The organism is uncultured Microscilla sp., from assembly GCF_947493425.1.
Taxonomy (GTDB): Bacteria; Bacteroidota; Bacteroidia; order Cytophagales; family Microscillaceae; genus Microscilla.
Genome location: NZ_CANLRP010000066.1, coordinates 18,507 through 41,477, shown reverse-complemented (window position 1 = coordinate 41,477; position 22,971 = coordinate 18,507). Strand labels below are relative to the sequence as shown.

20 protein-coding genes are annotated in these 22,971 nt (G+C 39.3%); 7 read left to right on the top strand and 13 right to left on the bottom strand.

Going from position 1 to position 22,971, the window contains the following annotated elements; genetic code table 11:
• Positions 1-121: 121 nt before the first annotated feature.
• Positions 122-898: a hypothetical protein gene (locus Q0954_RS17275; RefSeq protein ID WP_299458749.1), complete on the top strand. Its 777-nt coding sequence runs from the start codon at positions 122-124 to the stop codon at positions 896-898.
• On the opposite strand, the gene Q0954_RS17270 is transcribed toward Q0954_RS17275, so the two are convergent.
• From Q0954_RS17270 to Q0954_RS17245, 6 genes are all read right to left on the bottom strand, one after another.
• Positions 895-1,626 (bottom strand): DUF2071 domain-containing protein, encoded by a 732-nt coding sequence (locus tag Q0954_RS17270; protein ID WP_299458748.1) that lies wholly within the window; start codon positions 1,624-1,626, stop codon positions 895-897. The genes Q0954_RS17275 and Q0954_RS17270 overlap by 4 nt on opposite strands.
• 14 nt (positions 1,627-1,640) lie before the next feature.
• Positions 1,641-3,329, bottom strand: a complete 1,689-nt coding sequence (locus Q0954_RS17265) for an adenylate/guanylate cyclase domain-containing protein (RefSeq protein ID WP_299458747.1) — start codon at positions 3,327-3,329, stop codon at positions 1,641-1,643.
• A gap of 340 nt (positions 3,330-3,669) precedes the next feature.
• Positions 3,670-4,107: a nuclear transport factor 2 family protein gene (locus Q0954_RS17260; RefSeq protein WP_299458746.1), complete on the bottom strand. Its 438-nt coding sequence runs from the start codon at positions 4,105-4,107 to the stop codon at positions 3,670-3,672.
• Positions 4,108-4,120: 13 nt separating this feature from the next.
• A complete protein-coding gene (locus Q0954_RS17255) occupies positions 4,121-4,738 on the bottom strand; it encodes a hypothetical protein (RefSeq protein ID WP_299458745.1) in 618 nt (205 codons plus the stop codon).
• Between the two features lie 13 nt (positions 4,739-4,751).
• Positions 4,752-5,141: a hypothetical protein gene (locus Q0954_RS17250; RefSeq protein ID WP_299458744.1), complete on the bottom strand. Its 390-nt coding sequence runs from the start codon at positions 5,139-5,141 to the stop codon at positions 4,752-4,754.
• Between the two features lie 3 nt (positions 5,142-5,144).
• Positions 5,145-6,233, bottom strand: a complete 1,089-nt coding sequence (locus Q0954_RS17245; protein WP_299458743.1) for a CaiB/BaiF CoA-transferase family protein — start codon at positions 6,231-6,233, stop codon at positions 5,145-5,147.
• Positions 6,234-6,473: 240 nt separating this feature from the next.
• Between Q0954_RS17245 and Q0954_RS17240 the strand changes: the two genes are divergently transcribed.
• From Q0954_RS17240 to Q0954_RS17230, 3 genes are all read left to right on the top strand, one after another.
• Positions 6,474-6,923 (top strand): STAS/SEC14 domain-containing protein, encoded by a 450-nt coding sequence (locus tag Q0954_RS17240; protein ID WP_299458742.1) that lies wholly within the window; start codon positions 6,474-6,476, stop codon positions 6,921-6,923.
• Positions 6,924-7,086: 163 nt separating this feature from the next.
• Positions 7,087-7,536, top strand: a complete 450-nt coding sequence (locus tag Q0954_RS17235) for a hypothetical protein (protein ID WP_299458741.1) — start codon at positions 7,087-7,089, stop codon at positions 7,534-7,536.
• Between the two features lie 163 nt (positions 7,537-7,699).
• Entirely contained in the window at positions 7,700-8,131 is a 432-nt protein-coding gene (locus tag Q0954_RS17230; protein WP_299458740.1) for an STAS/SEC14 domain-containing protein, read from the top strand.
• A gap of 19 nt (positions 8,132-8,150) precedes the next feature.
• On the opposite strand, the gene Q0954_RS17225 is transcribed toward Q0954_RS17230, so the two are convergent.
• From Q0954_RS17225 to Q0954_RS17200, 6 genes are all read right to left on the bottom strand, one after another.
• On the bottom strand, positions 8,151-9,332 hold the full coding sequence (locus Q0954_RS17225; RefSeq protein WP_299458739.1) for a hybrid sensor histidine kinase/response regulator: 1,182 nt from the start codon (positions 9,330-9,332) through the stop codon (positions 8,151-8,153).
• A gap of 150 nt (positions 9,333-9,482) precedes the next feature.
• The gene (locus tag Q0954_RS17220) at positions 9,483-11,174 is read right to left on the bottom strand and encodes a hypothetical protein (protein ID WP_299458738.1); all 1,692 of its coding nucleotides are present in this window, start codon (positions 11,172-11,174) and stop codon (positions 9,483-9,485) included.
• A gap of 301 nt (positions 11,175-11,475) precedes the next feature.
• The gene (locus tag Q0954_RS17215; RefSeq protein WP_299458737.1) at positions 11,476-13,218 is read right to left on the bottom strand and encodes a DUF4836 family protein; all 1,743 of its coding nucleotides are present in this window, start codon (positions 13,216-13,218) and stop codon (positions 11,476-11,478) included.
• A gap of 400 nt (positions 13,219-13,618) precedes the next feature.
• A complete protein-coding gene (locus Q0954_RS17210; RefSeq protein WP_299458736.1) occupies positions 13,619-16,063 on the bottom strand; it encodes a TonB-dependent receptor in 2,445 nt (814 codons plus the stop codon).
• A gap of 960 nt (positions 16,064-17,023) precedes the next feature.
• Complete coding sequence (locus Q0954_RS17205) at positions 17,024-17,557, bottom strand: hypothetical protein (RefSeq protein ID WP_299458735.1); 534 nt, start codon at positions 17,555-17,557, stop codon at positions 17,024-17,026.
• A gap of 15 nt (positions 17,558-17,572) precedes the next feature.
• Positions 17,573-17,929: a phage holin family protein gene (locus Q0954_RS17200; RefSeq protein ID WP_299458734.1), complete on the bottom strand. Its 357-nt coding sequence runs from the start codon at positions 17,927-17,929 to the stop codon at positions 17,573-17,575.
• Between the two features lie 349 nt (positions 17,930-18,278).
• Between Q0954_RS17200 and Q0954_RS17195 the strand changes: the two genes are divergently transcribed.
• From Q0954_RS17195 to Q0954_RS17185, 3 genes are all read left to right on the top strand, one after another.
• A complete protein-coding gene (locus Q0954_RS17195) occupies positions 18,279-18,965 on the top strand; it encodes a hypothetical protein (RefSeq protein ID WP_299458733.1) in 687 nt (228 codons plus the stop codon).
• Positions 18,966-19,148: 183 nt separating this feature from the next.
• Positions 19,149-19,826: a hypothetical protein gene (locus Q0954_RS17190; protein ID WP_299458732.1), complete on the top strand. Its 678-nt coding sequence runs from the start codon at positions 19,149-19,151 to the stop codon at positions 19,824-19,826.
• 120 nt (positions 19,827-19,946) lie between these two features.
• A complete protein-coding gene (locus Q0954_RS17185; protein WP_299458731.1) occupies positions 19,947-21,182 on the top strand; it encodes a hypothetical protein in 1,236 nt (411 codons plus the stop codon).
• Positions 21,183-21,442: 260 nt separating this feature from the next.
• On the opposite strand, the gene Q0954_RS17180 is transcribed toward Q0954_RS17185, so the two are convergent.
• Entirely contained in the window at positions 21,443-22,963 is a 1,521-nt protein-coding gene (locus Q0954_RS17180) for an ADP-ribosylglycohydrolase family protein (RefSeq protein WP_299458730.1), read from the bottom strand.
• Between the last annotated feature and the right edge of the window lie 8 nt (positions 22,964-22,971).

The window sequence follows — 22,971 nt, the reverse complement described above, 5'->3', positions numbered from 1 at the left end:
TTAGCCGATTTTTTGCCGCGTCTAGCAACAAAATATTTTATTAAACTATAGAAATTTATTTTTACACCATTCCTAAGAGAATATAAACATTACAATAAACACTCAATCATCGACAAGTATTATGAAAAATGAAATCGCCTTCAGAATGTTACAGGAATCGCCTAAAAGCCTGATATGTACTCCTGAGTATCAGGAAAGCATCCAAAAAATTGTACGTAGGTTTAAAAGCAAAGGAGGGTTTAAGCGAGAGAGCATCGCAGATATTGTTCAGGATATTAATACTCAATTATTTACCAACAAGTTGGCTTGTATCCAACGAAATTATAATCCTCAATATGGTTTGCTAAAGCAATACTTTGAACGCACGGTATACAATATTGCTATAGAGCTTGTAAATGCTTCTAATAAAAGAAAAGAGGTGAGTTATGATCTTGACCAAATCAATCCACAGTATTTGTCCAGAGCAGGCGAGGATCAAAATGATTTGATGACAAATGAGTTGAAAACCCTACAGGTATTTTTTAAAACAGAAAAACGTAAAGCAGCCAAACTATGGTTATTGCTTAAGCTTTATAGCAGGTCTGTCATTACCCCACAAGATATTAAAAACTATCACCCTGTTGCCAGCAATAAAGTAATTGCCGAAACACTTAAAATATTTGGTGGCAACTATGCTACTTTTGATGACAATGTTTTATACAGTAAAATCAGTAGTCTAATCAATCAGGCTGAAGGCAAAAAGAATTCGGCGGATGCTTTACGCAAATGGTTGAGTTCTCGTTTAAATGATTTGAATAGTTGGATGAATCAACGTTCGTCGTTTACTTATGACAACGAAGCTTTGAGAAACTTAATGCAAGTGTTTTTTATGCATCATCAAGAGAAGACACTTTACTAAAGCTTACTGGCTTTGCATACAAATATGTCAGATCCTTCGGCAAGAAATACCGAAGCAGGCGTTGTGCTCAAATAGGGTACATACTGACTGCCATATAGTTGGGTAAAGTCGCATTGTACATTCAAGTCATTTACCTGATATACTTCCCACTTTGGGTGTCCTACTTCATATTCCAGCGTGCCCCCCTTATGGGTTACTCCATATCCCCAGTAATGCTCTGCTATGAACTCTTCCTGAGAACCTTCAACCAGCGGAGTAGAAGTTGGATTAGCTTTTACTTCTATAGATTGCCAATTTTTTACCATTTTCCACTCATACTTTACTTGCAACAATTCAGTCGTATGATGGATGTTGTGCCGCATGGGCATAGACACATAATTTTCGTTAAAACGCCAGTTGGCAATAGAGGCAATCATTGTTTTGGGGACAATCTCTTTGATAAATACTACGCCTCTACGCCACTCGTTTTGGTGTTTGTGCCTGACATAAAATCTTAGGTTTACCTCCTCAAAATTGACATGGAAAGGGAATTTTAGGCCTCGCACTTTAGTATTTAAAAACATAAAGGCTACCAGACTCACATAGGTCTTACCGTTCCAATAATCTATTGCTGTTTGAGGTGGCACCAAAGGCTCAAGTACTTGTGGATCTATCTCGTAGTTTACCATAATTAGCTTGCGCCATTCAGCGGTTAAAAACTTGGCTTGAGGTGTACGTTTTTTTTCCATAAACAAATTGGGGGTTAAGAAGCAACAGCTAACCCGTTGTATCCATCTCTCATATTTTTAAATTGCTCATTGGGTACCAACCCTTTCTCATCTGCCGATAGCTCCACTTTGATACGACGAACAAAATACATATCTATCTCGCCTTTGCCTTTGGCAGTTACTTTGCCCCGATGCTCACATTCAAAAAATTCCTTGACCAACTCATAAGTTTTGCCCGATATATTCACTTTACCTACTTCTCCGCTCGACTCCATCCGGCTTGCGGTATTTACAGTATCGCCCCATACATCATAAGCAAACTTCTTTTTACCAATTACTCCGGCAATGAGTTTACCAGTGTTGATACCCAGGCGTAGCTCCCAATAAGGCTCACCAGCCGCCTGTTTTACCGCCTTTAGCTCGTTCATATACCTTTGCATTTCCAATCCGGCAAGTATCACATCCAGTGGGTTGGTTTGATTAGCAATAGGAATACCACCCGCTGCCATATAGGCATCACCTATAGTCTTTATTTTTTCAATGTTATATTTTTCAATAATCTCATCAAACCTTAAAAAACACGTTTCCAACTCACGCACCAAGGCTACTGGAGTTATTTTCTCAGCAATGCTGGTAAACCCCTTAAAATCGGTAAATAATACAGATACCATTTCATACTGGCGAATAGAGGCCTTTCCGCTTTCTTTCAGTTCCTCAGCCACCTCACGAGGCAATATATTAAGCAATAAAGTTTCGGAACGTTCTTTTGCTTCTACAATCTCGGCTTGTTGACGACTAATAATTTGATTTACTTTTTTCTGACGGCGATAACTGTAAAATAAGACACCAACAATGACAAAAACCAATACAAAACCCACAATCATAGAAGTGGTTAATAATCTTGACCTTTTGAGTTGGGCTTCTTGGGCAGCAATTTTTAATCGGTGGGCTTTTTCTTCATTTTCTTTTTGTATTTTCAGGTTTTCACTTTGTAAGGCACGCAACCGGATTTCACGTTTGGCAGATTCAATTTTGCGGCGTTGATTGGCAAGTGCCAACGAATCTTTTTCTTTTTCTACCTTTTTAATCTGGAGTTCGTTTTTCAAGGCCTGTTGCTTTTTTTCCAATAACTCCTGGTTTAGCTTTTGGTTCAGCAACTTGGTTCTTGACACCACCAGGCTTTCGTCTTTTATTTCAGAAGAATACTCCCCAAAACGAGTAAATAACATCCTGTATTTGTCAGATGCCTGCTTGTAGTTTTTTTTCTCTGAATAATAAATATCTGCCAAATCACGATAAACAGTAATTACTCCACCTTCGAGAAACCTGAGCATTTTGGTACGGCTGAGTTTGCCCTGGCTATAAAGTTTGTCATAAAGATCAAAAGATTGGCGGAAATACTGGGCAGCCTTTTCATAGCCTTCTGTGGGGTCGCTTTGTTCATCAGCAAGAAAAGCACTGGCCTGTCCCAGATTGGCGTAAGCGTCAGCAAGTCCTTCCTGATATTTAATTTTTTTGGCTACCTCAATAGATTGTTGGGCGTACTTGATGGCCGCTTGGGTATCTTTGGCTTTGTATGCCTTACTCAATGCATTGAGAGATTGTACTTGCTGGCGGGTGTTTGGGCTTGAATTTATAACCACCTTGAGGCTGTCTGTATTTTGGCTCATGGCAGGAAGGACTCCACCCAGTATACATATTATAATAGCAAGTATTTTATGCATTAATCTTTAGTTACTGTTTTTAGGAATTGTTCAAAAATAAATTTACACTCTAAGGGGTGATTTTTAGCCTTGATACTTCGTTATTTTTATTGCCCGTAGCGCTGCTATGGGCGCAAAAAATAGCCTCGTCTCAAAACAAAACCTCTACCTCAAGAATGGTAATTTAATTTCTCACCATTCCTTAGAATGTGGCAAGCAATAAAACTAAATGTAATATTTTTTACACGGTCATACAAATTACTCTCATCAAATGTTTTGCCTAAAAAACAGTGCCCTGCATATTGTATGTTTTAATTTGATAAGACATCCCTACTACACACAAGCCTGACAGCTATCAAGATTAGCTCGAGTGGTCAGCTACAATAACCCACCGCCCTTTGATTTTACGCCAAAGCAAAGAAAAATGACCATTGGGTGTATCGTTTTTTCGGGTAAGGTGCCATTTTCCAATCACAAACGCAGCATCATCGGATATTTTTTCGACAGATAAAATGGTAAACTTGAGTATGCCCATTTTTTCCTTACTGGGATAGCCCTTCTGATACCCCTCCAAGGTGGCTTTCCAACCATATTTTACTCCTTTGCTACCAATAAACTGTAGTTTTTTTGACTTCCAATAGCCTTGCATAAAGCCCACCAAATCGCCTTTGTTCCAAGCTTTGCTCTGGTTATCTAGTATTTGCCTGATTTGCTTCAGGTCGGCATCATTGTTTTTTTGGGCTTGCAACATCAAAGGCGCAACCAACAATACAACTAAAATGAATACTTGTTTTTTCATAAAATCAAAGGTTTTAAAATGCATCTTTCTCAAATATTTTCATATACTCTAAGCCTTTTTTGACATAATTTGGGTCATAGGTACGCGTACCTATAGTGGGCATCGGTTTGCCCGTATTATGGATATGAAAAGCATCGCCAAAACGTTTTTTTTTCAAATATTTACCATAACTTTTCTTCACCCATTTTATACTATAGTATAAAGCAAATTCTTCTTTTAGCCAATGTAAGGGAATTTTCATTGCAATGGTTTGATATCCCATTACCTGCAAAGGTCCCCAGGATGTGGCCAGGTCTTTCAGGGTTTTGTCAGAAAACTTTTTCAAATGTGCTTTAGTCAAACTTCCATACCTTTTCCTTTTTCCCCTTTTTACTTCAGACAGTTTGTCGTACACATGACGTTCATATCGGCTTTTGGGCGGAAACCTTCCTGAGCATTCCAGCACAATCAAGGCTTTGAAATAGGCTGGAGGTAAGTCCATTTCTTTGCAAATCTGGTTTACTTGCTTGCTGTAGTTTTGCCGAGTCAATTCTACCGATGATAAATGCAGCTTTGGTCTTGCCTTATAATTACTTAGCCAATAAAGCACCACTACCAGCCCCAAAACAATCAACCATTTTATATTCTTCATCGACTTTGTTGGTTTACCTCCTTATTTTAATCAACAACGTATCTTTCTTTTGTACATTTAGCAATGTCAACTCCTTTGGAGAAGTCTTTTCTATCATGAACTTTACTTTCCCCCCCTCATTACTCTTCAATACAAGCAAGTTATTTTGGGTTGCCCAAGTACCACGATCTTTAGTATTAAAAACTTGCATACTGTAGGTTTGGTTTGATTTAAACCTGATAAAGGCTTTTTTTAGTTTTTTTTGATAAGTGGCTCTTTCTGCAGAAGAAAACTTTTCATATTCTTGAGAAAATGAGGCAAAACCACACCAGGTAATTTGCCATTTATAAGTTAAATTTATTTCCTGGGCTACATTTTCGGGCAACAACAATAGCATACATACACTCAAGGTCAATATTTTCATTGTTTACAATTGGTTTGGTCGCATGTCGAAAGCCGCAGTTCTTACCCTCTTACTAATGGTATTGTCTGACATACGTTCTTCTAAAATCATGTGTTGTACCTCTTTTTGCTCAAATACTTCTGGCATAGTCCTGATTTGTCCGGCAGGCACTCCATTTTTGTGAAAGACCTCCATTACCTCCGCCAAATCAAAAGTTTTGATAGCAGGAGCAAGTGCTTCTTTCAACGCCTGGCGGTTTTGTACTCTATACTGATTTTGGGCAAACCGATCGTCATTGGGTAAATGAGGTAAATTTATACACTGGCACAAAGCAACAAATTGTTTTTCGGTGCCCACAGCCAAAATCACAGGTTTCTGGTCGCGGGTATAAAAAATATCGCCATAAGGGGCAATATTGGGGTGCATAGTACCCATACGCTGTGGCACATGCCCCGCCATGAGCCAGTTGGTAGCCTGGTTTGCTAACGAAGCCACCGCTGCCTCAAGCAAAGATACCGACACATAGCTTCCTTGACCTGTTTGAGTACGCCGATACAAAGCAAGCAAAATGGCTTCTTTGAGCTGGTGTGCTGCCAAAATATCAATCAGTGCTACGGGCATTTTCACAGGTTCACGATCAGGTTCTCCTGTCATAAACAAGAAACCTGCTTCTGCCTGTAGCACCACATCAAAAGCCGTACGATGACTCTCTTCGCCAAAAGCACTGAGGTAGGCATAAATTAAACGAGGGTTGAGGCTTTGCAAATGAGTGGCATCCATTCCTAGTTTTTCGGCAGCACCCGCTTTATAATTGGTAATGACCACGTCTGCCGACTTGATCAATTCTTGCACCTCAGCCCTGTCTTGGGCTTCTTTTAAATTTAAAAACTTCACTTGCTTGCCCCAATTTACACTACAGTAATAGGCAGAATGTGGCGCATTTTTATCTTCTGAAGGAAGTTTCCAACGGCGAGTTACGTCTCCCTGGGTCGTTTTATTCTCAATTTTAATTACCTCGGCACCCAGTTCGGCAAAAAACATTCCTACTGATGGTCCTGCCAATACACTGGCAAGTTCAATAACCTTTAAACCTTGAAATATAGTTGTTTGCATGATTCAGTATTTAACTAGCCAAGTTAAATAGGGAGCAGCACAATTTTTTATTTTTTTTGCTATATTTTAACTCATTGTATTCTTTTTCTAAAGGATAGACAATTTTTGTTTTTACTATATACAAATCCGTGAATCTTTTATGAAGTAAGAATAGTATAAATATTAATATGTTTTTAGCAAATATTGAAAAACTACATAAACATTACTTAATCATTTAACTGTGCACCAAATCCGGAATATATGAAAGTTCAAGTTTCCACTGAATCTAACAAATACTTTACTGCATATTTTGACGTAGACTTATGCTTATTTGAAATATGCTGGCAGGAAGAATCATCAGATATGACAGATGACGACTACAAAGAGTCAATGGGTAAAGTCATTCAACTAATGCTTGACAACGATTACCTTCCTTTGCTTCAGTATCAGCTATTAGACAATAGGTCTAACTTGTTTACCATGTCGCCTGAACTACAAGAATGGCAAAGCGAACATATCGGCAAACAAGTGGTAGAAGCCATAGGAGACTACCCCAAGACCGCCTTCATTCAAAGTGAAGATTTTATCACTCAACTTTCATTTGAACAAACAATGGAGGAAACTGGTGAAACATCTGGCTTAGTAAGGTATTTTGATAATGAATTAGATGCGAAAGCGTGGTTGTTAGATGTAGCTGATTCTACTGTCTAAAGATTCGCAATAGGGGCTATCTCATCCGAGGTAGCCCCTTTTATATCCTGTTGGTTAATCAAAATTAACTACCGGTTCTTTCTGACCAAAATATTTTAGTATGTCTTAACTTTATTCTAATATTTGATGTATAATCGTACTTATATATTAAACTCCTAAAAGCATGAGAATTCAAACATCTAGCAAAGACAATACTTATTTTGAAGCCTTTCTTGACGAAGACCTAAAACTATATGAGCTTTATTGGCTGGAAGGCTCGGAGGATATGACAGATCAAGAATATAAAACACTACTGGCACATCAAATTGACATTGTGCGAAAAAATGATAAAATCAAGGATACCCAAAACTTTTGCCAACTGCTAGACAATAGGTTCAACTTGTTTACTATGTCGCCTGAACTGCAAGAATGGCAAAACGAACATGTTGGGAAAGCACTTTTTGACATACTGAATTATTACCCTAAAACTGCTTTTATCCAAAGCGAAGATTTCATTACTCAACTATCTTTTGAGCAAAGCATGGAAGAAACTGATGAAACCAATGGTATGGTTAAGTACTTTGATAATATAGAAGACGCCAAACTCTGGCTTTTTTATGAAACCAAAGACTAAAAACCTACATACCTCTCATATCCCCTTAATTAAACCTAAAAAAAACCATACTTTATATCCATAGAGCCATAGTTAGCTTGGTATATAGTTATAGTGAGTGATCACGAAACATTGCTTACAAGTAATGTCTATATTTTTTAACTATGTATTAAATCCTAAGAACATGAGAACTCAAATATCAACCCTATCCAACAACTACTTTACTGCATATATTGACAAAGATGTAGGTTTATATGAACTATATTGGCATGAAGCATCAGCAGATATGACTGATGAAGATTACCAAACATTATTATCTGAGGGACTCAAAGTTTTGATAGACGAGGGCTATATTTCGTCATTTAAGTACCAATTATTGGACAACAGGTTTAATTTTTTCACTATATCACCTGATCTACAAGAGTGGCAACAAGAAAACATTGGCAAAAAAATAATAGAAATGCTGGAAGAATACCCAAAAACAGCTTTTATTCAGAACGATGATTTCATCACTCAACTTTCTTTTGAGCAAACATTAGAAGAAATGGAAGCACGTGATGTTCGCTACTTTAATAATATAGAAGATGCCAAAGCTTGGCTATTTAATGATGCTTAAGTTTAAAAACACCCACAGTTTACAGTTCCCATGACTTAATGGGAATTGTAAACTTAAATACACTACCTACTCCTTCTGTGCTTTCTGCCCATATTTTACCTCCGTGTACTTCTACAAATTCCTGACATAAAATAAGCCCCAAGCCTGTCCCCTTTTCGTTTTGAGTACCACTGGTAGAATAGTGTACATCAGGGCGAAACAATTTGGCAATGTTTGCGGCACTAATTCCTATACCAGTATCTTTTACGCTTACCGTCACTTCCTGACCATTTCTGGTAACAATAATGGTAATTGCCCCACCTTTGGAAGTAAATTTAATCGCATTAGACACCAGGTTTCGTAGCACTGTGTCTATCATATCACTGTCCAATACCAAGTGGTGTACTTCCTTTACCTTTAATTCAACGCTTACCTCTTTATCTTGTGCTTTTTCTTTATGCAAGTCAATGTTGTTCTGAATAAGCTCGTTTAAAGAGCATACCCCAGGGTTAAAGCTAATACTTCCGGTTTGGGTTTGCGACCAACGCAGCAGGTTGTCCAGCAAGCGAAAGCCTTGCATTGATGACTCTTTGAGGCGTGCCACAAACTGCACAATTTCTTCAGTAGTAAATGCCTCTATGTGATTCTCCAACATATCGGTAAAGCCTATCATTTGAGAAATGGGACTACTAAGGTCGTGTCCTATGATGCTAAAAAACTTGTCTTTGGTGGCAATGAGCTCTTCCAATTGTTTATTCTGTGCCAATAACTCTTCGTTTTGACGCTCTATTTCGGTAGTCTGGGTTTGAATAGTACTGTAAGACTGCATCAACTTTAGCACTGAGGATGCCCTTGCCCATAGTTCTACTTTTTGAATTGGTTTACGCAGGTAGTCGTGTGCTCCTGCATCCAACGCGGTTTTAAGGTCTTCGGAACTGGTATAAACTCCTGTAATAAGCAATATAGGAATATGTTGGGTAGAGGTATTGGTTTTAACAGCTTGCGTAAGCTCCAGCCCATTCATAAAGGGCATATCCCAATCGGTGATGATCAGGTCAGGTAGGGTCTTTTTGGCCACTTCAAAAGCCACCTTACCGTTCGACGCAATCAGCAATTCGTACCCTTGTTGTGCTTCTTCCAAGAAGTGAGTGATAGTTTGAATATTCTCACTTTGATCATCTACAATAAGTATAGTGGCTTGGGGCAATTGATTTTCTGGCATGTTACCTCCAAATTTATCTGTTTTTGTATACAATAAAACCTTTTCATATACAGGCTTGCCGCATGTCTGATGAGATTTGCCTCAATTAAAACAAAAAGAAGATAAAAACGCTGGATGAACACTAAAAAATCTAATATTACCGATAAAACTTTACTCATACATATTTACTGGCACCAACAACTGATAATATTGGGGCCTTAGCAACTTGATTGATTTGAACAAGTATTGGTCGGCCTGTATTTCATATAGCTTTTGTGGCAGTTGTGGGTACGATTGAGCTATTTTCGCTGAACGATTGATATACGCCACCCCTTTTAAGCAAGTTTGCCTGTCCTCCCCATTCAATATTAGGCTTAGTCCGGCAGACTTGAGGTATTGCGACAGCCTCATGTCATAGTCTTTGGGGTTGTACTTGGCAAGTTCTTCGTATATTTTTATGATGCGGGTTTGGTGTGCCTCTTCATTGAGGCAGTAAATCAACTCATGCATATACTTATGGGGTTCGTCCAGCGCAAGGGTTTCATAAATTTTCACTGCTTTATCGGCTTGTTGATTATTTTTATAAAACATTGCCAGGCTTTCATACAACTCAGTAGCGTAGCGTTTGGCGTGAGGGTGCCCCGGGTTCTTCTTCTTAAGCGTTTGGTAATGATACCACTCGTTCAGATAAATATTTTCGATCGTTTCGTTATGGTTTGTCGAAAACCCAAAGCTCTCTAGGTTCCACAATATAGTCAATAATGCATAGTTATGCTTGCGTGGCAGTTGTTCGGCAAGCTGACGGCTAATAGTAAGCCCTTTTTTATAATAACTCAATGCTACCCGATAGCGCTCTTCCTCAGGTATATTGTTCCAATCGCGGTAAAGGTGCCCTATACAGTGCAAATTATAGATCATACGTGGCAAAAACCTTCCAGCATTTTCAACCGCCAATCCTTTATTAATTTCCATGGCTTTCTGAAAAAACAACAAGGCTGTATTATAGTGCTTTGCCTCTCGGTACCAATTGCCTAAGTACTCATAACACTCGGCAAGATACGCCCGGTATTTCCCCGCATCTTGAGCAACTAGTTTTTTATAGTATTTCATTTGATGGTGGTAGAGTTGAAACTCTGCCTGGCGGTAAACTGGTGCCTCACAAAAACTATATAAAAATGAGGCTTTTTCCATACTTTTAAACTTTTGTTCATCGGTTTCAGCAAGCGCCATTGCTCTCAAACACCAAGGAATAATCTCTTCTTCACTACACTCTTTCTGCTTGGGGTGACGCAATACTGACGATGCCGAACTCAAGTATTCGACATAGTACATAAGGTACTGATAGCGCTCATGGTGCTTAATGGCTGATCTAAAACAAGCTTCTGCCTGATCGAACTGTTCATTGGTGACTAAAAAATGAGCTTTAAGTATTAAAAAGCCGGCAATATGGGTAGGATTTTTAATCTGCTTTAGGCTTTTTGGCGACATCAACAGTTGATTCACCTGTTCGAGCTCACCTGTCACAAAAGCATTAAATATCTGACGATACAAGGGGAAGTTGCACTTAAACTGTTTATCGGAAAATAATAACAATAAATGACGCACCTGACGCAACACGTTGTCTTTATACCTTTGAAGCTCTGCAAGTTTAGGTTTAAGATTGTATGCTTGTTGTTCGTTTGCATTTAGTATACTTTGACGATAAACCGCAATCAGTTCATCTTCATAACCGGTATATTTTTTTAGAAATTTCTGAAATGATAATTGTTTGGGTGTTACCTCTTTAGACTCAGGGCTTAGAATAATCGTATCAGTTTCTTCGTCAAAGAAAAGATACGGGTGGGGAGTTTGTTCCATGGTCATTCAAATAATTGCTGTCGAACAAATGCTTCTTAGGGTATTATTACTTAATGTAATATAATAAAAAAGATGAATTATAGGAATCATTTGATCGAATTATCCATCAGGTGCTTTGCATGAGAGGGCTTTATTTGTGAGAAAATCTTCTATGAGAGGAGTTTTGGCAAACAGTTATTCTGGCAAGAACACTGTACGTTATGAGCAACGATGAGGGGGAATAGAAACAATATACAGGACTTGTATTTGATAAACCTGAGAGATATAAGCACCAGCCCTTGTTAGTTGGGCTGGTGCCAACAGCATTTTACTCTGCCAAGACAACCATAGCAGCGTCGTTAAATACTCCGTTGAGTAGGGTAGTAAGGCTATTCTCTTTTTTGTTACTCATTACAAGCTCTATTTCGGCATCAAAGCCTTTATTGTGGGCTTTGATGTGATCAAATAAGTTCAACACCTCCTGTAACTTCCCAAACTTTGTCCCCACTTGTTGTTTGATATGTTGCTGGGTGCTTTGACTGTATTCATCAAAATTAAAGTTAAAATAACCAAAACCAGTATATTGGGTGGCTTCCTTGTATAAGCCTCCCAGATGCTCAGGTTTTTGTGGTTTACTCCAAAAATTTTGCACAAGTTTTTCCTGATTGCTCATTACCAAATGGTTTGCCCTGACCGCTACATACATGGTAAGCTCCATCCACTGAAACTGATGATAGCTTTTTCTTGGGGTCAATTTGGTATACTGCCCCAGTAGCTTTAACAGTTGTTGGGCAACTTGCGAATTTTTGACACTTAATACAGCCACTAGCTCTGGCGCAGGCTTTACACGCACTTTTGCGGGTATTTCATCCAATCTTTTTCTAAAATCTTCCAGCTTCTTCTCCCCTACCTCATGCTTTTTCAGCATTTTGGTTAAGTAATCGCCGTAAGGCGAACCTTTTTCTTTTACCTCAAACTTTTCGTACCCGGTCACTGCCAACATCAATTCACCCTGTAAAGCATCGAGCAACTCTTGTGAAGTAAACTTCATAGACTTGGCTGTTTTTTCAAACTGTTGCTCTACGTCTTCTACTCGCTTGAGCCAATCATATAAGCCGCTAAAATTCCAACTGAAGCCTAAAAAACCTATAGGCTTATGATGGTGCAACTTTGCCAGTAGCCTAGGGCTTAAAGTTTTTCCGTAGGTTTTGTTATAGAATTTTTTCAGGTGATCATTTAAATCATAATGCGCAGTTGCTCGTACTTTACCTTTTTCAAAGTTCAACTCGTAATGAATGTATGCATCCGAAAAGTTAAAAATTTCGTCAAGCACTTGTTGGTCGTTCTTTGAATACTTAGAGGTTTTCAGTGCCACGGTCATCTGTTGTTTCACTGCCTCAAGATTATACCATAGCGCCAAGTCATTGTCTTTGCGAATAAATGCTTGAAAATTACGGTTTTTACTTAACGACTTTTCTGCCGGAAGGCTAAAAAACTTTTTCAGGTAAGCACTGGCTCCAAGTGGCTTACCTACTAAATTCATTTTAAAGTCAGGCGCAGAAATCATCAACATTGCTACCTTTTTATTCCAGCCTAAAGCCAGGTTTTCTTCCAGCTCTACCCACTTAAAATCTTCTTTCCCGGTTTGTATGACTAGTTTCTTGCTCCACTTCCTGACCATGTGTTCAAACTTGCTGGCACTATTCAAAGCTACTAATATACCACGATTGGTATTGATTAGATAGTTGGTGGGATAGTCGAACACAAAAACCTTACGCTCAAAGTTTATCCCACTGGCAAAAGGGTTTTGAAGGTTGTCGAGCAATATGCTGCCTAAATCTTTGTTTGCACTCAATATTGTAGTCTGCCATTTTTTAAACCCAACGGTGCTTTGTACTTGCTTAAAATCTGCTTTAAAATACAACTGTTTCAGGTCTATTACCCCTACCATAGTTGCTTCAACAGGTATATAATGGGTTTGAGGCTCGCTTGTGGGGCTACATTGTATAAAAAAAACACAGGTAAAAGTCAGTAATAATAATGATTGGATATGTATTTTTAGAATGACCATTTTTTTAGTAATTCATTTAGACTGTTATATACTGTTTTTTGCTACCAATTGATTTCCTAAGGAATGGTACCAAAATAAATTCACATTCTTAATCTCATCTTTTGAGGCTATACTTTGTTAAAAAATAGCCGAATAGCGCTGCTATTAGCCAACCATCCCTCAAGCTCGCTCAATATCCACTGGATATTGCCGTGCCTCGTCTAGCAACAAAATATTTTAGCGTTACTATAGAAATTTATTTTTACACCATTCCTAATAGTAAATTACCACAAAAAAATGATCCTAAAGCAAAAATCCCTGGCAAATTGTGTAAAAACAACCTACCAGGGATTTTTCAGTGAAGCAAAGGGAATAGATTACCCATTTTAAAAATGGTTTGTCTAATCGGTTATACCTGCCTCTAAAATTTACCTCGCAAACTCACAATAAAATTACGCCCTGGTGCATTGATACCTGAAGCGAAAGTACGGTAATGTGTATCTAAAATATTCTCTACCGCTACCTGAAGGGTCAATGAAGGATGTAGGTTATAACTTGCCCGGTAGTTAAGTGTAACCCAAGCTGGAATGCCTTTATCGGGTACAGCAAACTGAGGCCGATCTACACTAGAGTCGCTAAATTCGCTTAAAAATTTCCAGTATTGATAATTGAAAAAAACCTCGTGACGCATTTTCCGGTGCTTAAACTTAATACTGGTTTGCCCAAAAGCAGGAGGAATATGATCAAGGTTACGATTGACAACCCCTTCGGTAAGATCTTCACCTTTTGCCCAGGAAAGTGATGAAAAGAGCAAAATATTTTGGGTGATTTCAGCTCGCACACTGGCAAAAACTCCATAAATTACGCCTAAACCAATGTTGCTATTATGCTGAACCTGGCTCATCTGTCCGTCAAAAAATAAAGAATCTTGCCCGTTAATAGTAGTATTAGAAATACGCAACATGTCTTTTAACCATATATGGTATCCAGTAAACTCCAGGTGCACCCTGTCATCTGCCAACGATTTGAACACACTTAAATCTATGTTATAGGTTTTTTCGGGTCTTAAGTCAGCATTAGGTACTCTTACCAGCCCTCCTCCCGAATCAAACAATTTTCCGGCATCATCAACATTAGGAGTTCTAAACCCTGAGGAAAGGGAAAAAGCCACCCGCCATTTTTTGGGTAATTTGGCAACCAAACCTAGGTTTCCAGTTGCCCCCTTATTGTCCTGCTCTACTATACTAAAAGGCAGTTTTAGTGGGTTGTTGCCAAAATTAGCATACAAAGAAGTAGCACTTAATCTTGCTCCAGCCGAGCCTACTAACCAAGATCCAATATTTTTCTTCACGTTGATGTACGCCCCAAAAAACCGCATGTTGCTACCTCCTTGTGGGTAACGGGTTTCGGCGGGGTTGGTAGGGTCATTACTGGTTCTTATCTCGCCAGTTTGTACGTTTTCTTCGCGGTTGTGCGAGCTTACTTCATTGCTGTAAAACTCAAAACCATAATTGAACTGTAAAGTTTTGCTGTATTGTTTTTGCCAATCAATGTTTAGCCCCAAAATGTTCAACTTCTCAGTACGGGTACGCAAACGAGTACGCCCAAACTTACGGTCTATGCGCGACTCTTCTATGTTTTGAAAAGAGAGGGTAAGACTCATCTCATCATAAAAACGATTCTTGGTAGTTTGGCTCAACCTATAGCTTCCCATTAAACGCCTTTGAGGACCATAGTTCCATACAGCACTTTCGGGTGTACCATCGCTCTTAATTATTGATAAACGATCGTATCGCGGAATATCGGATGAAGCAGAGTATTGGAAGTTGAATAAATGTTCGGTATTACCACCTGACTTAATCATTACTTTTTGAGTAAGGTCTAATTGACTATACCCAGTGTTTCTTTGCAAAAGAGGGTCATCGTTAGGCACTGCCACATCTACCCCATTTCTTGTTTCGGCATACGCCGGAAGCTCCCAGCGATACCCATTGACAAAGTTAGAATTGGCACCTGAGCGCAAATCGCCAAACTTAGAGTAAGATACACTGGTGAGGAAAGATATATTTTTGAGACCAATAGTAAAATCAAGGTGCCCAGTAGCCTCATTGTTTACTGAGGCATAACGAGTCATTACGTTTGCTTGAAAGGGAGTATCATAGGTGGGATTTTTTGAGTAAAAATGCATTACCCCTCCCAGGGCATCACTGCCGTAAATTACTGAACTAGATCCAAACAATATCTCTACCCGCTCTTGTATGTTAGGGTCAAGTGTGATCACGTTTTGTAGATGTCCTCCCCGATAAATGGCATTATTCATTCGCACGCCATCTACTACTATCAATACCCGGTTGGCTTCGAGCCCACGCAACACTGGGCTCCCCCCACCCAACTGGCTTTTTTGAACAAATACTTTTCCGGTAGACGACAATAGATCAGCTGAACTGGGGGCATTTGCCATCTTAATGTCTTTTGCCGAAATCACTTCTATTTGCTGGGCAATGTCTTCACGTTTTTCAGGCAAACGATTTGCCACCAATACTACTTCACTGGTCGAAATAACGTCTTCTTCCAGCGAAAGCTGCACTGCACTACCTGCTGTCGCATTTGACAACGGGTAACGCAGGGTTTTGTAACCAATAAACTGAATAAAGATAGTATCAGTGTTGTCTAATCCTTTTACTTTGATTGTACCCGAACGATCGCTCACTGCCTGAAAAGTTTTATCAGTGTTGTAAGCTACTGCACCTACCAGGGGCTCCTGAGTACTTTTGTCTTTGAGTTGGATAGTGATTTGGGCGTTTACGGCTACCGCCACGATGCAGGTTAAGGTAAGTGCAAATAATAGATGTTGTAATCGTTTCATGTTTTCTTTGATAGTTGCCTGGCTGGAACTACTGGCACAACACAGGCTAAATTATAATTTAAAATTAATCAGCAATTCATTAATAGATTTATCCAATGTATAAACAAGTATTATCCTTTAGATGATATCATCAACAAATAATGGTAGGTATGCTTAAACAAAAATGGTTTTGAGGATGGATTTTGACTAATTGCCTGAATACCAACATTAATCAACCGAAGCTACAGCTTTGCTGTGCTGAGCTCTGCTTCAGCTAATCCTGTAAATCCTAAAACCGAGTCTACAGCTTGCTGTGACGAGCTCACCGCAGGTAATCACTTTCATCTTAGTATAATAAAGGGTGATATACTTGCTCCGAACAAACATTGCCCTACTTCAATACAGGAATCCAACAACCTGGCATTGCTATAAAGCTAATATTTCCCGAAACAAGTATATAGATGTGTTCTAAAGTCGTAGTATACCACAAGGCAATCGTTGGTCAGCTTATCAACTGATACACAAACCAATTTAAACCAAGATTGAAAGGTCTAAACCAACAATTACACAATACAGGGATCATCTTTACAACAGGCAGACAGGCACACAAATCAAAAAAAAACCAATCTACACTATATTAAGATACGCCCTTGTCGGGCAACCAATATCAAATGATAGATTCCTCTCCTTTGCTGCCTGAAGCAACTGCCAGAGTATCACTTGTTTGGCTACCAACAACCGTTAGTATACTTATATCTTAACCACAGGCTGAGTGTTTATAAATACTAGCCCACCTCGATACCACCAGTAACCACTAAAAAACCAGTGAGGTACAAACGAAGGTTCGCATCTACAAAACAAAGCTTGACACTAACAAATGATCTATAATTAACCATGTTAGTGAGCTATCACACACAGGCAGTTCTCAAGCTGGTTGTAAACTGTTTACCTGCTAAAATATAAGACTAAAGAACAGAGAAATTAGCCGCAGATGATTTGCGGAGGAGGTGAAAGCACCTCTAAAAAGAGGTGAGGCAATTTGCTGGTATTTGAGGGATATAATTGTACTACGAAAGGTAAGGTAGGGTTTAGCTGAGGGGCAGCTAAATGGTGTAGCCAGAGTTTTTCGAACAATTGACTTACCAAAGCACCTGTTTCTTGAGCATAAGGACTTTGTTGGGCAACTTGCTGTTGTAGTGATTGCTGGAGTTGTTTTTCGTGCTCATCCCACACACAATAAAACCGGGTGACTTTGCCCAAGGGTTTTATTTTTACTACATCATACAACTCATTCTTATACTTTATTTCTTTTGAATTTACCCAGACAAAGTCATCGCTTTGTAAATCTTGCTCAGTAAGCTCAAGTAAAGTGAGCTGTTGCTCAGGCAATGGTTGAGTTGAAATAAGCGCATGCATACTTTTACGTTGCCACTGAATGTCAACATAAAACCACAAAGCCGCCAACGAATGTACATTGATGACAATGATCAGTAGATATGCAATGAGTTTTTTCAAAATATTTTTTAACAGTTACTTTTGCAAAGGAGCTGTGACAAAATCAAACGCCCAGGAAACTACAGATAACACAAAACTGAAGGCAAACGCCCAGAAGATACCTTTTACATCAAATCCTTTTTGTACCAACTCATCTACTAACAAAATCAGCCCTGCATTGATTATCAAAGGAAATAGTCCCATTGTAATCATAGTTACCGGAAAGGCTAAAAACTTAAGGATAGGTTTGACAAAGGTATTAATAAATGCCAACAATACACACACAATCACGGTAGGTGCTGCCCCCTCAAGGATTACTCCTTCTTTGAGCAAACGAGCTGTAAACCACACAGAAGCAAGCGCTACGCCTGCTTTTACAATCAGTTTTGTCATTTATGAAATCTTTTGGTATATACAGTTAAAACCTTAAGGCTTGACTGCTTATTATGCAAATATAGGGGTTTTAGAAATATTTTGCGTTTAAATGATAACAATACTTGAGTAAAACCAGCCTTAACCCTACATTTTTACGAGTTTGACAAAATTTTTTAGAGATATTATTGAGCAATGACCCAATAGCACAAAATCTTATTTAACTTCGTATGGGGGATATATTTCTCCTTTTACAATAAGCCTAACCAAGCCTTGCCAAGGTATGAGAAACTGCCCAAAAGTGAGAAATATTTTTTTTAGTAAGGAAACACTTAAAGATTTATTTAAATAATAAACAATGAGAATTTGTATGATGAGATATAAGACTTACTTACTATACAACAAAGTACTTACTCTGTTGTGTTTGGTATGCCTGTCTGCTACTGTGTCTGCTCAGTATGTGCCTAAAGACAAAAGAAAAAAAACACCTGCCAAAGACTCAGTAACAACTAAAGAAAAAACTCCGCCCCAAAAGCCAGAGAAAAAACAAAGCCCTAAAAGAGACAATGACATAGGCAGGCGCTGGGTATTTGGAGGGAACTTTTGGGTACAGTTTGGCAATGTTACTTTCATAGACATTGCTCCCACTATAGGGTATAAGCTTACCCAAAACCTGATAGCTGGAGTAGGTGTAGGCTATGTATATGCCCGTTCGCGGCTTGCCACCAACCTAGGCAACCTCGATGTAGAAAACCAAATATATTCAGGGCGCACTTTTCTTCAGTATATCATTAACACAGAGGCATTGTTTGGAGAAGGCAACCGTTTATTTTTGTACTCAGAGTATGAAGTACTACGCTCAGACTATTATGACCGGGTGCTTGACCGACAAAACTCTATATGGGTAAGACGCCCACAAATAGGTGGCGGAATTCAACAAAAATTAGGCAACTTGTATGTAAACCTGTTGGTATTGTACAACCTTAATTATTTGGAAGACATTACCCCTTACCCTAACCCGATCACCATACGTTTAGGGTTCAATGTAGGTTTGTAAAGACACATACATTCTTTGCTGGAAAGGGTTCGTGGCAGATCATTTATTTTTTTTACCTGCAAAATAATACTGCTACCAAGAATTTTAGTATTTTCGTTATTCATAAGGAGGGTGTGCCCTCCTTTTTTGTTCTGCCCGTCAGAATCTCAGTTTGCAAAAAGTCACCATTCAAACACATAGATTATGAAAATCAAACTATTTACTCATCAACACCTTTCCAAAACCTGCCTTTTACACGCAGTACTTTTTTTTGCCAGTATGTCTATCGGCTACGGTCAGTTTGTAGAAAAAAAAGCAGACACTACTAAAAAAGATACCATAAAAACAACCACTGCAAAACCGGTCAAGTCAATTATTAAAACCGTCATCAAAGAAGTCTCTGAATCGGCTTATAACATTCCTCAATGGTCGTTTGGGGTGCAGTTAGTACCTCGTTTTGGCAACACTACCCTGATAGAGATCGCTCCCTTTGCCGCAAAAAAACTAAGTGACAAATTATTAGGAGGTTTAGGAATAGTGTATGCCTTTCAGCAAACCGACAATGGAACAACTACTACTTCACGTAGTCATTTTGGCGCCAGGTTGTTTACCCAGTATTACCCTACCAAGTATTTGTTTGGTCACGCCGAACTGGGCGCTATGAGTATAGAGTCGGGGGGTACCACTACCGACCCCACCACCGGGCAAACCGTTACTGTAAGTAATCGCAACACTGGAACAGATTTGATTGTTGGTGGAGGCTTTCGTTTTCCGGTAGGCAAAAAACTCGCCCTACAGGTAATGGTGTTGCATGATATGATCCGCCAAGATAATACAAGTTTGCACGGGCTTACTTCCATAAGACTAGGCGTTACTTTCTAAATTCTTAGTAAAATACCTGGCAAGTTAACCTACCAGGTAGCTATTCAATACTTTACATCTTTTATCGCTCCGTATTGTTTTTTCTGCTTTTTTTGATCAAACAATCAATCCAAAAACGATATGCCTGATTATATCATCCAAATATTGTTGTTTGCTTCTATTCCTATATCGGGAGGCTTGGTAGGTTGGGGAACCAACATTATGGCCATTAAAATGACCTTTTACCCTATAGAGTTTGTTGGTGTCAAACCCATTGGCTGGCAAGGAATTATTCCTTCTAAGGCAAAAAAAATGGCAGTCAAGTCGGTAGATATGCTCACCACAAAGCTCCTCAAAATAGAGGAGCGTTTTGAACTGGTAAAACCCGAACGGGTGGCTATGGAAATGGGGCCGTCGCTCAACAAACTTGCCCGCCAAATCACTGATGAAGTAATGCAGGCTCAAGCCCCTACCATCTGGAACTCCACACCTAGATTTGTGAAAAATCAAATTTATGAGAATATCACCAAGGAACTTCCCCAGTTGGTAGTACAAATGATGAATGATATCAAAGATAATATTGATGAACTGCTTGACTTGAAAACTATAGGGGTAAATGCACTGACTAAGAACAAGGCTTTGCTCAACGATATGTTTATTCGCTGTGGCAAAGAAGAATTTAAATTTATCGAAAAGTCGGGCTTATACTTTGGTATTCCGTTTGGGTTGGTACAAATGTGTATTGCCATATATTATGTCAATGTATTGGGCACTGGCACTCCCTGGTGGTTGTTGCCCGTTTTTGGGCTAGTAATAGGTTACGCTACCAATTGGTTGGCGCTAAAGCTAATATTTGAACCTTTGTACCCTCGCAAGTATTTGTTTGGGTTATTTGAGTTCCAGGGTTTGTTTATAAAGCGACAACCTGAAGTGGCTGTAGAGTATGCCAAGATTGTATCGGGTGATATATTGACTACCGAACGTTTGTTTGAATTTATGGTAAGAGGCCCTGGCGCCACCCGCCTGGCAGAAATTGTACGCGATAACCTGGAGAAATCGATTGAAACTACCATTAGTAGCACCAGAGGTTTGGTAAAATGGGTAGTAAGCGACAAGCAACTTGAGGTAATTCAAAACATTGCAGTATATCGTTTTATGCAAGAATTGCCTATTTCTATCCGCGATACATTTGCTTACGCCGAAGAAGCCTTGGATATGGAAAATATGCTGGAAGAAAAAATGGCTGGCTTGACTGAGAAAGAATTTGAGGGCTTTTTGCGTCCAGTGTTTCAAGAAGATGAATGGATCCTAATTTTGGTGGGTGCCGTGCTAGGAATGGTTGCTGGAATATTGCAGTACATTTTGCTGTTTCAATAAACTTGTGCATCGACTCGACAAAAAAAGACCCTACATTGTAGAGTCTTTTTTGTTTCCTAACCACAAAGCTTATTAAATATCTTTGGCTAATATATATTCAAACCAAAGACCAAAAATAACAATGTGGACAAAATAATACTTAACTCATTGATAATCAGAAAAATAAACTCAGTGTTTTTTCTATAAAAAGCATTCATAGTGAATAATCCAAACACTTTTTCACGAAATATCGTTTCCTTGCTGATATTTCGCATATAATTTTAGTTAAAAAAATGCGCCATCTGCGCCAATTCATCTTTGTGCTCAATATTTGCCAACCAATGCTGAGGCAGTGCCTCTACCCCTGTAGCCGCTCCTACCAAGCCACCCGCCAGGCAAGCGATCGAGTCCGAATCGCCCGAAGTACACACAGCTCTTTGTAATACCTTCACGGGATCATCAGGAGCACTTAAAAAACAATACAAGGCTGTTGCAAAAGATTCTTCGGCAGTCCAGCCCGCTCCAGCAATAATACAAGGGTCTGTATTTGGGTCAAAATTTTGCAAACCTTGCTTCACTAGTTGCACCTGATTCAGGCACTCTTGCCAACCTGCACTACTAAAAGCAGCAGGGCTATCAAAAGGTGGGCGATCCCATATTTGTCCTAGATATGCTTCATGATAAACGTATGATTGTTGTTGAGCGTGAGCCATCAACACGTCTATTAGATTGGCAGGTTTCACACCTTCTAACAATTTTCTAATGGCCACAGCAGTAAATTCAGCTGCTGCCAGTGCTGTAGGGTGGGCGTGAGTAAGTGCTGCCTGAAACTGAGCGATTTTACTTAGGCTGTCCATAGAGACCCTGAGCAACCCTACAGGCAACACCCGCATATTTGCTCCACACCCCTTAGAGCCTTTGTTGGTAGCTTGCTGCCAGGGCATTCCTTTTTCCAGACGTTCACAACTGGTTAGACAAGTCATACCAGGCGCTCGGTTGTTTTCAGGGTCATTGAGCCATTGTACAAAACGTTTGCGCAGGTTTTGCTCTAGTATGGCGGGCACATATTCTTCACTTTCGCGTAAAGCTTGCCCTACAGCCAAAGCCATTTGAGTATCATCGGTGATTTTAATTGACGCATCAGATGCATGAAAAAAACCATTGGGCAAACGTTTGGCTTTTATTTCGTCAAGGGTTAAAAATTCGGCTGGAGCACCCAAACCATCACCTACCGCCATGCCATAAATGGCTCCTTTCACTCTAGACTGCCTCGCACTGAACTGGTGGTAACACTCTTGCCCTATTTTCCAAAAATCTTCTTTCTCTCCCAGTTCATTTAAAATAAACAAGGGGCTGGTTGACACCAAAGATTTGAGCCAATCAACCTGGTTGGTTTGTATAAATAAAGCGAGTTCATAACCAGTACGCAAGCAATATTCCGGGGTTTGAATAGTCAACCTGATGTTTTCTCGCAGGGCAAACACAAACAAGGTATGCCAGTCTACACCAGGGTTGGTATTTTTATACAGTGTTACACGCTCCAACTGATGTAACCACTGCAGGTCTTTTTCTTCGATAACAATGATTTGGTGCAAGTGTTGCCTTTCTATTACCATGGAAAAAGCCTCAAAAGACGACGCCAAATCCAGCAAAAAACGTAATACCTTTTGTTCAGCACGCAAGTAATTATTGACTACCCCTTCGTTTTTGTCTTTTAGGTTTACTACCGACATAAACTCCTGCGCAGCGAACTCTTCACGGCTCAATACGTGGTCAAATCTATCTATCCAAAAAGTTTTCATAACATGAT

Bases quoted from the DNA above. Each gene is read 5' to 3' on its own strand.
- Q0954_RS17275 (WP_299458749.1), top strand. From the start codon at position 122: ATGAAAAATGAAATCGCCTTCAGAATGTTACAGGAATCGCCTAAAAGC.
- Q0954_RS17270 (WP_299458748.1), bottom strand. From the start codon at position 1,626: ATGGAAAAAAAACGTACACCTCAAGCCAAGTTTTTAACCGCTGAATGG.
- Q0954_RS17265 (WP_299458747.1), bottom strand. From the start codon at position 3,329: ATGCATAAAATACTTGCTATTATAATATGTATACTGGGTGGAGTCCTT.
- Q0954_RS17260 (WP_299458746.1), bottom strand. From the start codon at position 4,107: ATGAAAAAACAAGTATTCATTTTAGTTGTATTGTTGGTTGCGCCTTTG.
- Q0954_RS17255 (WP_299458745.1), bottom strand. From the start codon at position 4,738: ATGAAGAATATAAAATGGTTGATTGTTTTGGGGCTGGTAGTGGTGCTT.
- Q0954_RS17250 (WP_299458744.1), bottom strand. From the start codon at position 5,141: ATGAAAATATTGACCTTGAGTGTATGTATGCTATTGTTGTTGCCCGAA.
- Q0954_RS17245 (WP_299458743.1), bottom strand. From the start codon at position 6,233: ATGCAAACAACTATATTTCAAGGTTTAAAGGTTATTGAACTTGCCAGT.
- Q0954_RS17240 (WP_299458742.1), top strand. From the start codon at position 6,474: ATGAAAGTTCAAGTTTCCACTGAATCTAACAAATACTTTACTGCATAT.
- Q0954_RS17235 (WP_299458741.1), top strand. From the start codon at position 7,087: ATGAGAATTCAAACATCTAGCAAAGACAATACTTATTTTGAAGCCTTT.
- Q0954_RS17230 (WP_299458740.1), top strand. From the start codon at position 7,700: ATGAGAACTCAAATATCAACCCTATCCAACAACTACTTTACTGCATAT.
- Q0954_RS17225 (WP_299458739.1), bottom strand. From the start codon at position 9,332: ATGCCAGAAAATCAATTGCCCCAAGCCACTATACTTATTGTAGATGAT.
- Q0954_RS17220 (WP_299458738.1), bottom strand. From the start codon at position 11,174: ATGACCATGGAACAAACTCCCCACCCGTATCTTTTCTTTGACGAAGAA.
- Q0954_RS17215 (WP_299458737.1), bottom strand. From the start codon at position 13,218: ATGGTCATTCTAAAAATACATATCCAATCATTATTATTACTGACTTTT.
- Q0954_RS17210 (WP_299458736.1), bottom strand. From the start codon at position 16,063: ATGAAACGATTACAACATCTATTATTTGCACTTACCTTAACCTGCATC.
- Q0954_RS17200 (WP_299458734.1), bottom strand. From the start codon at position 17,929: ATGACAAAACTGATTGTAAAAGCAGGCGTAGCGCTTGCTTCTGTGTGG.
- Q0954_RS17195 (WP_299458733.1), top strand. From the start codon at position 18,279: ATGATGAGATATAAGACTTACTTACTATACAACAAAGTACTTACTCTG.
- Q0954_RS17190 (WP_299458732.1), top strand. From the start codon at position 19,149: ATGAAAATCAAACTATTTACTCATCAACACCTTTCCAAAACCTGCCTT.
- Q0954_RS17185 (WP_299458731.1), top strand. From the start codon at position 19,947: ATGCCTGATTATATCATCCAAATATTGTTGTTTGCTTCTATTCCTATA.
- Q0954_RS17180 (WP_299458730.1), bottom strand. From the start codon at position 22,963: ATGAAAACTTTTTGGATAGATAGATTTGACCACGTATTGAGCCGTGAA.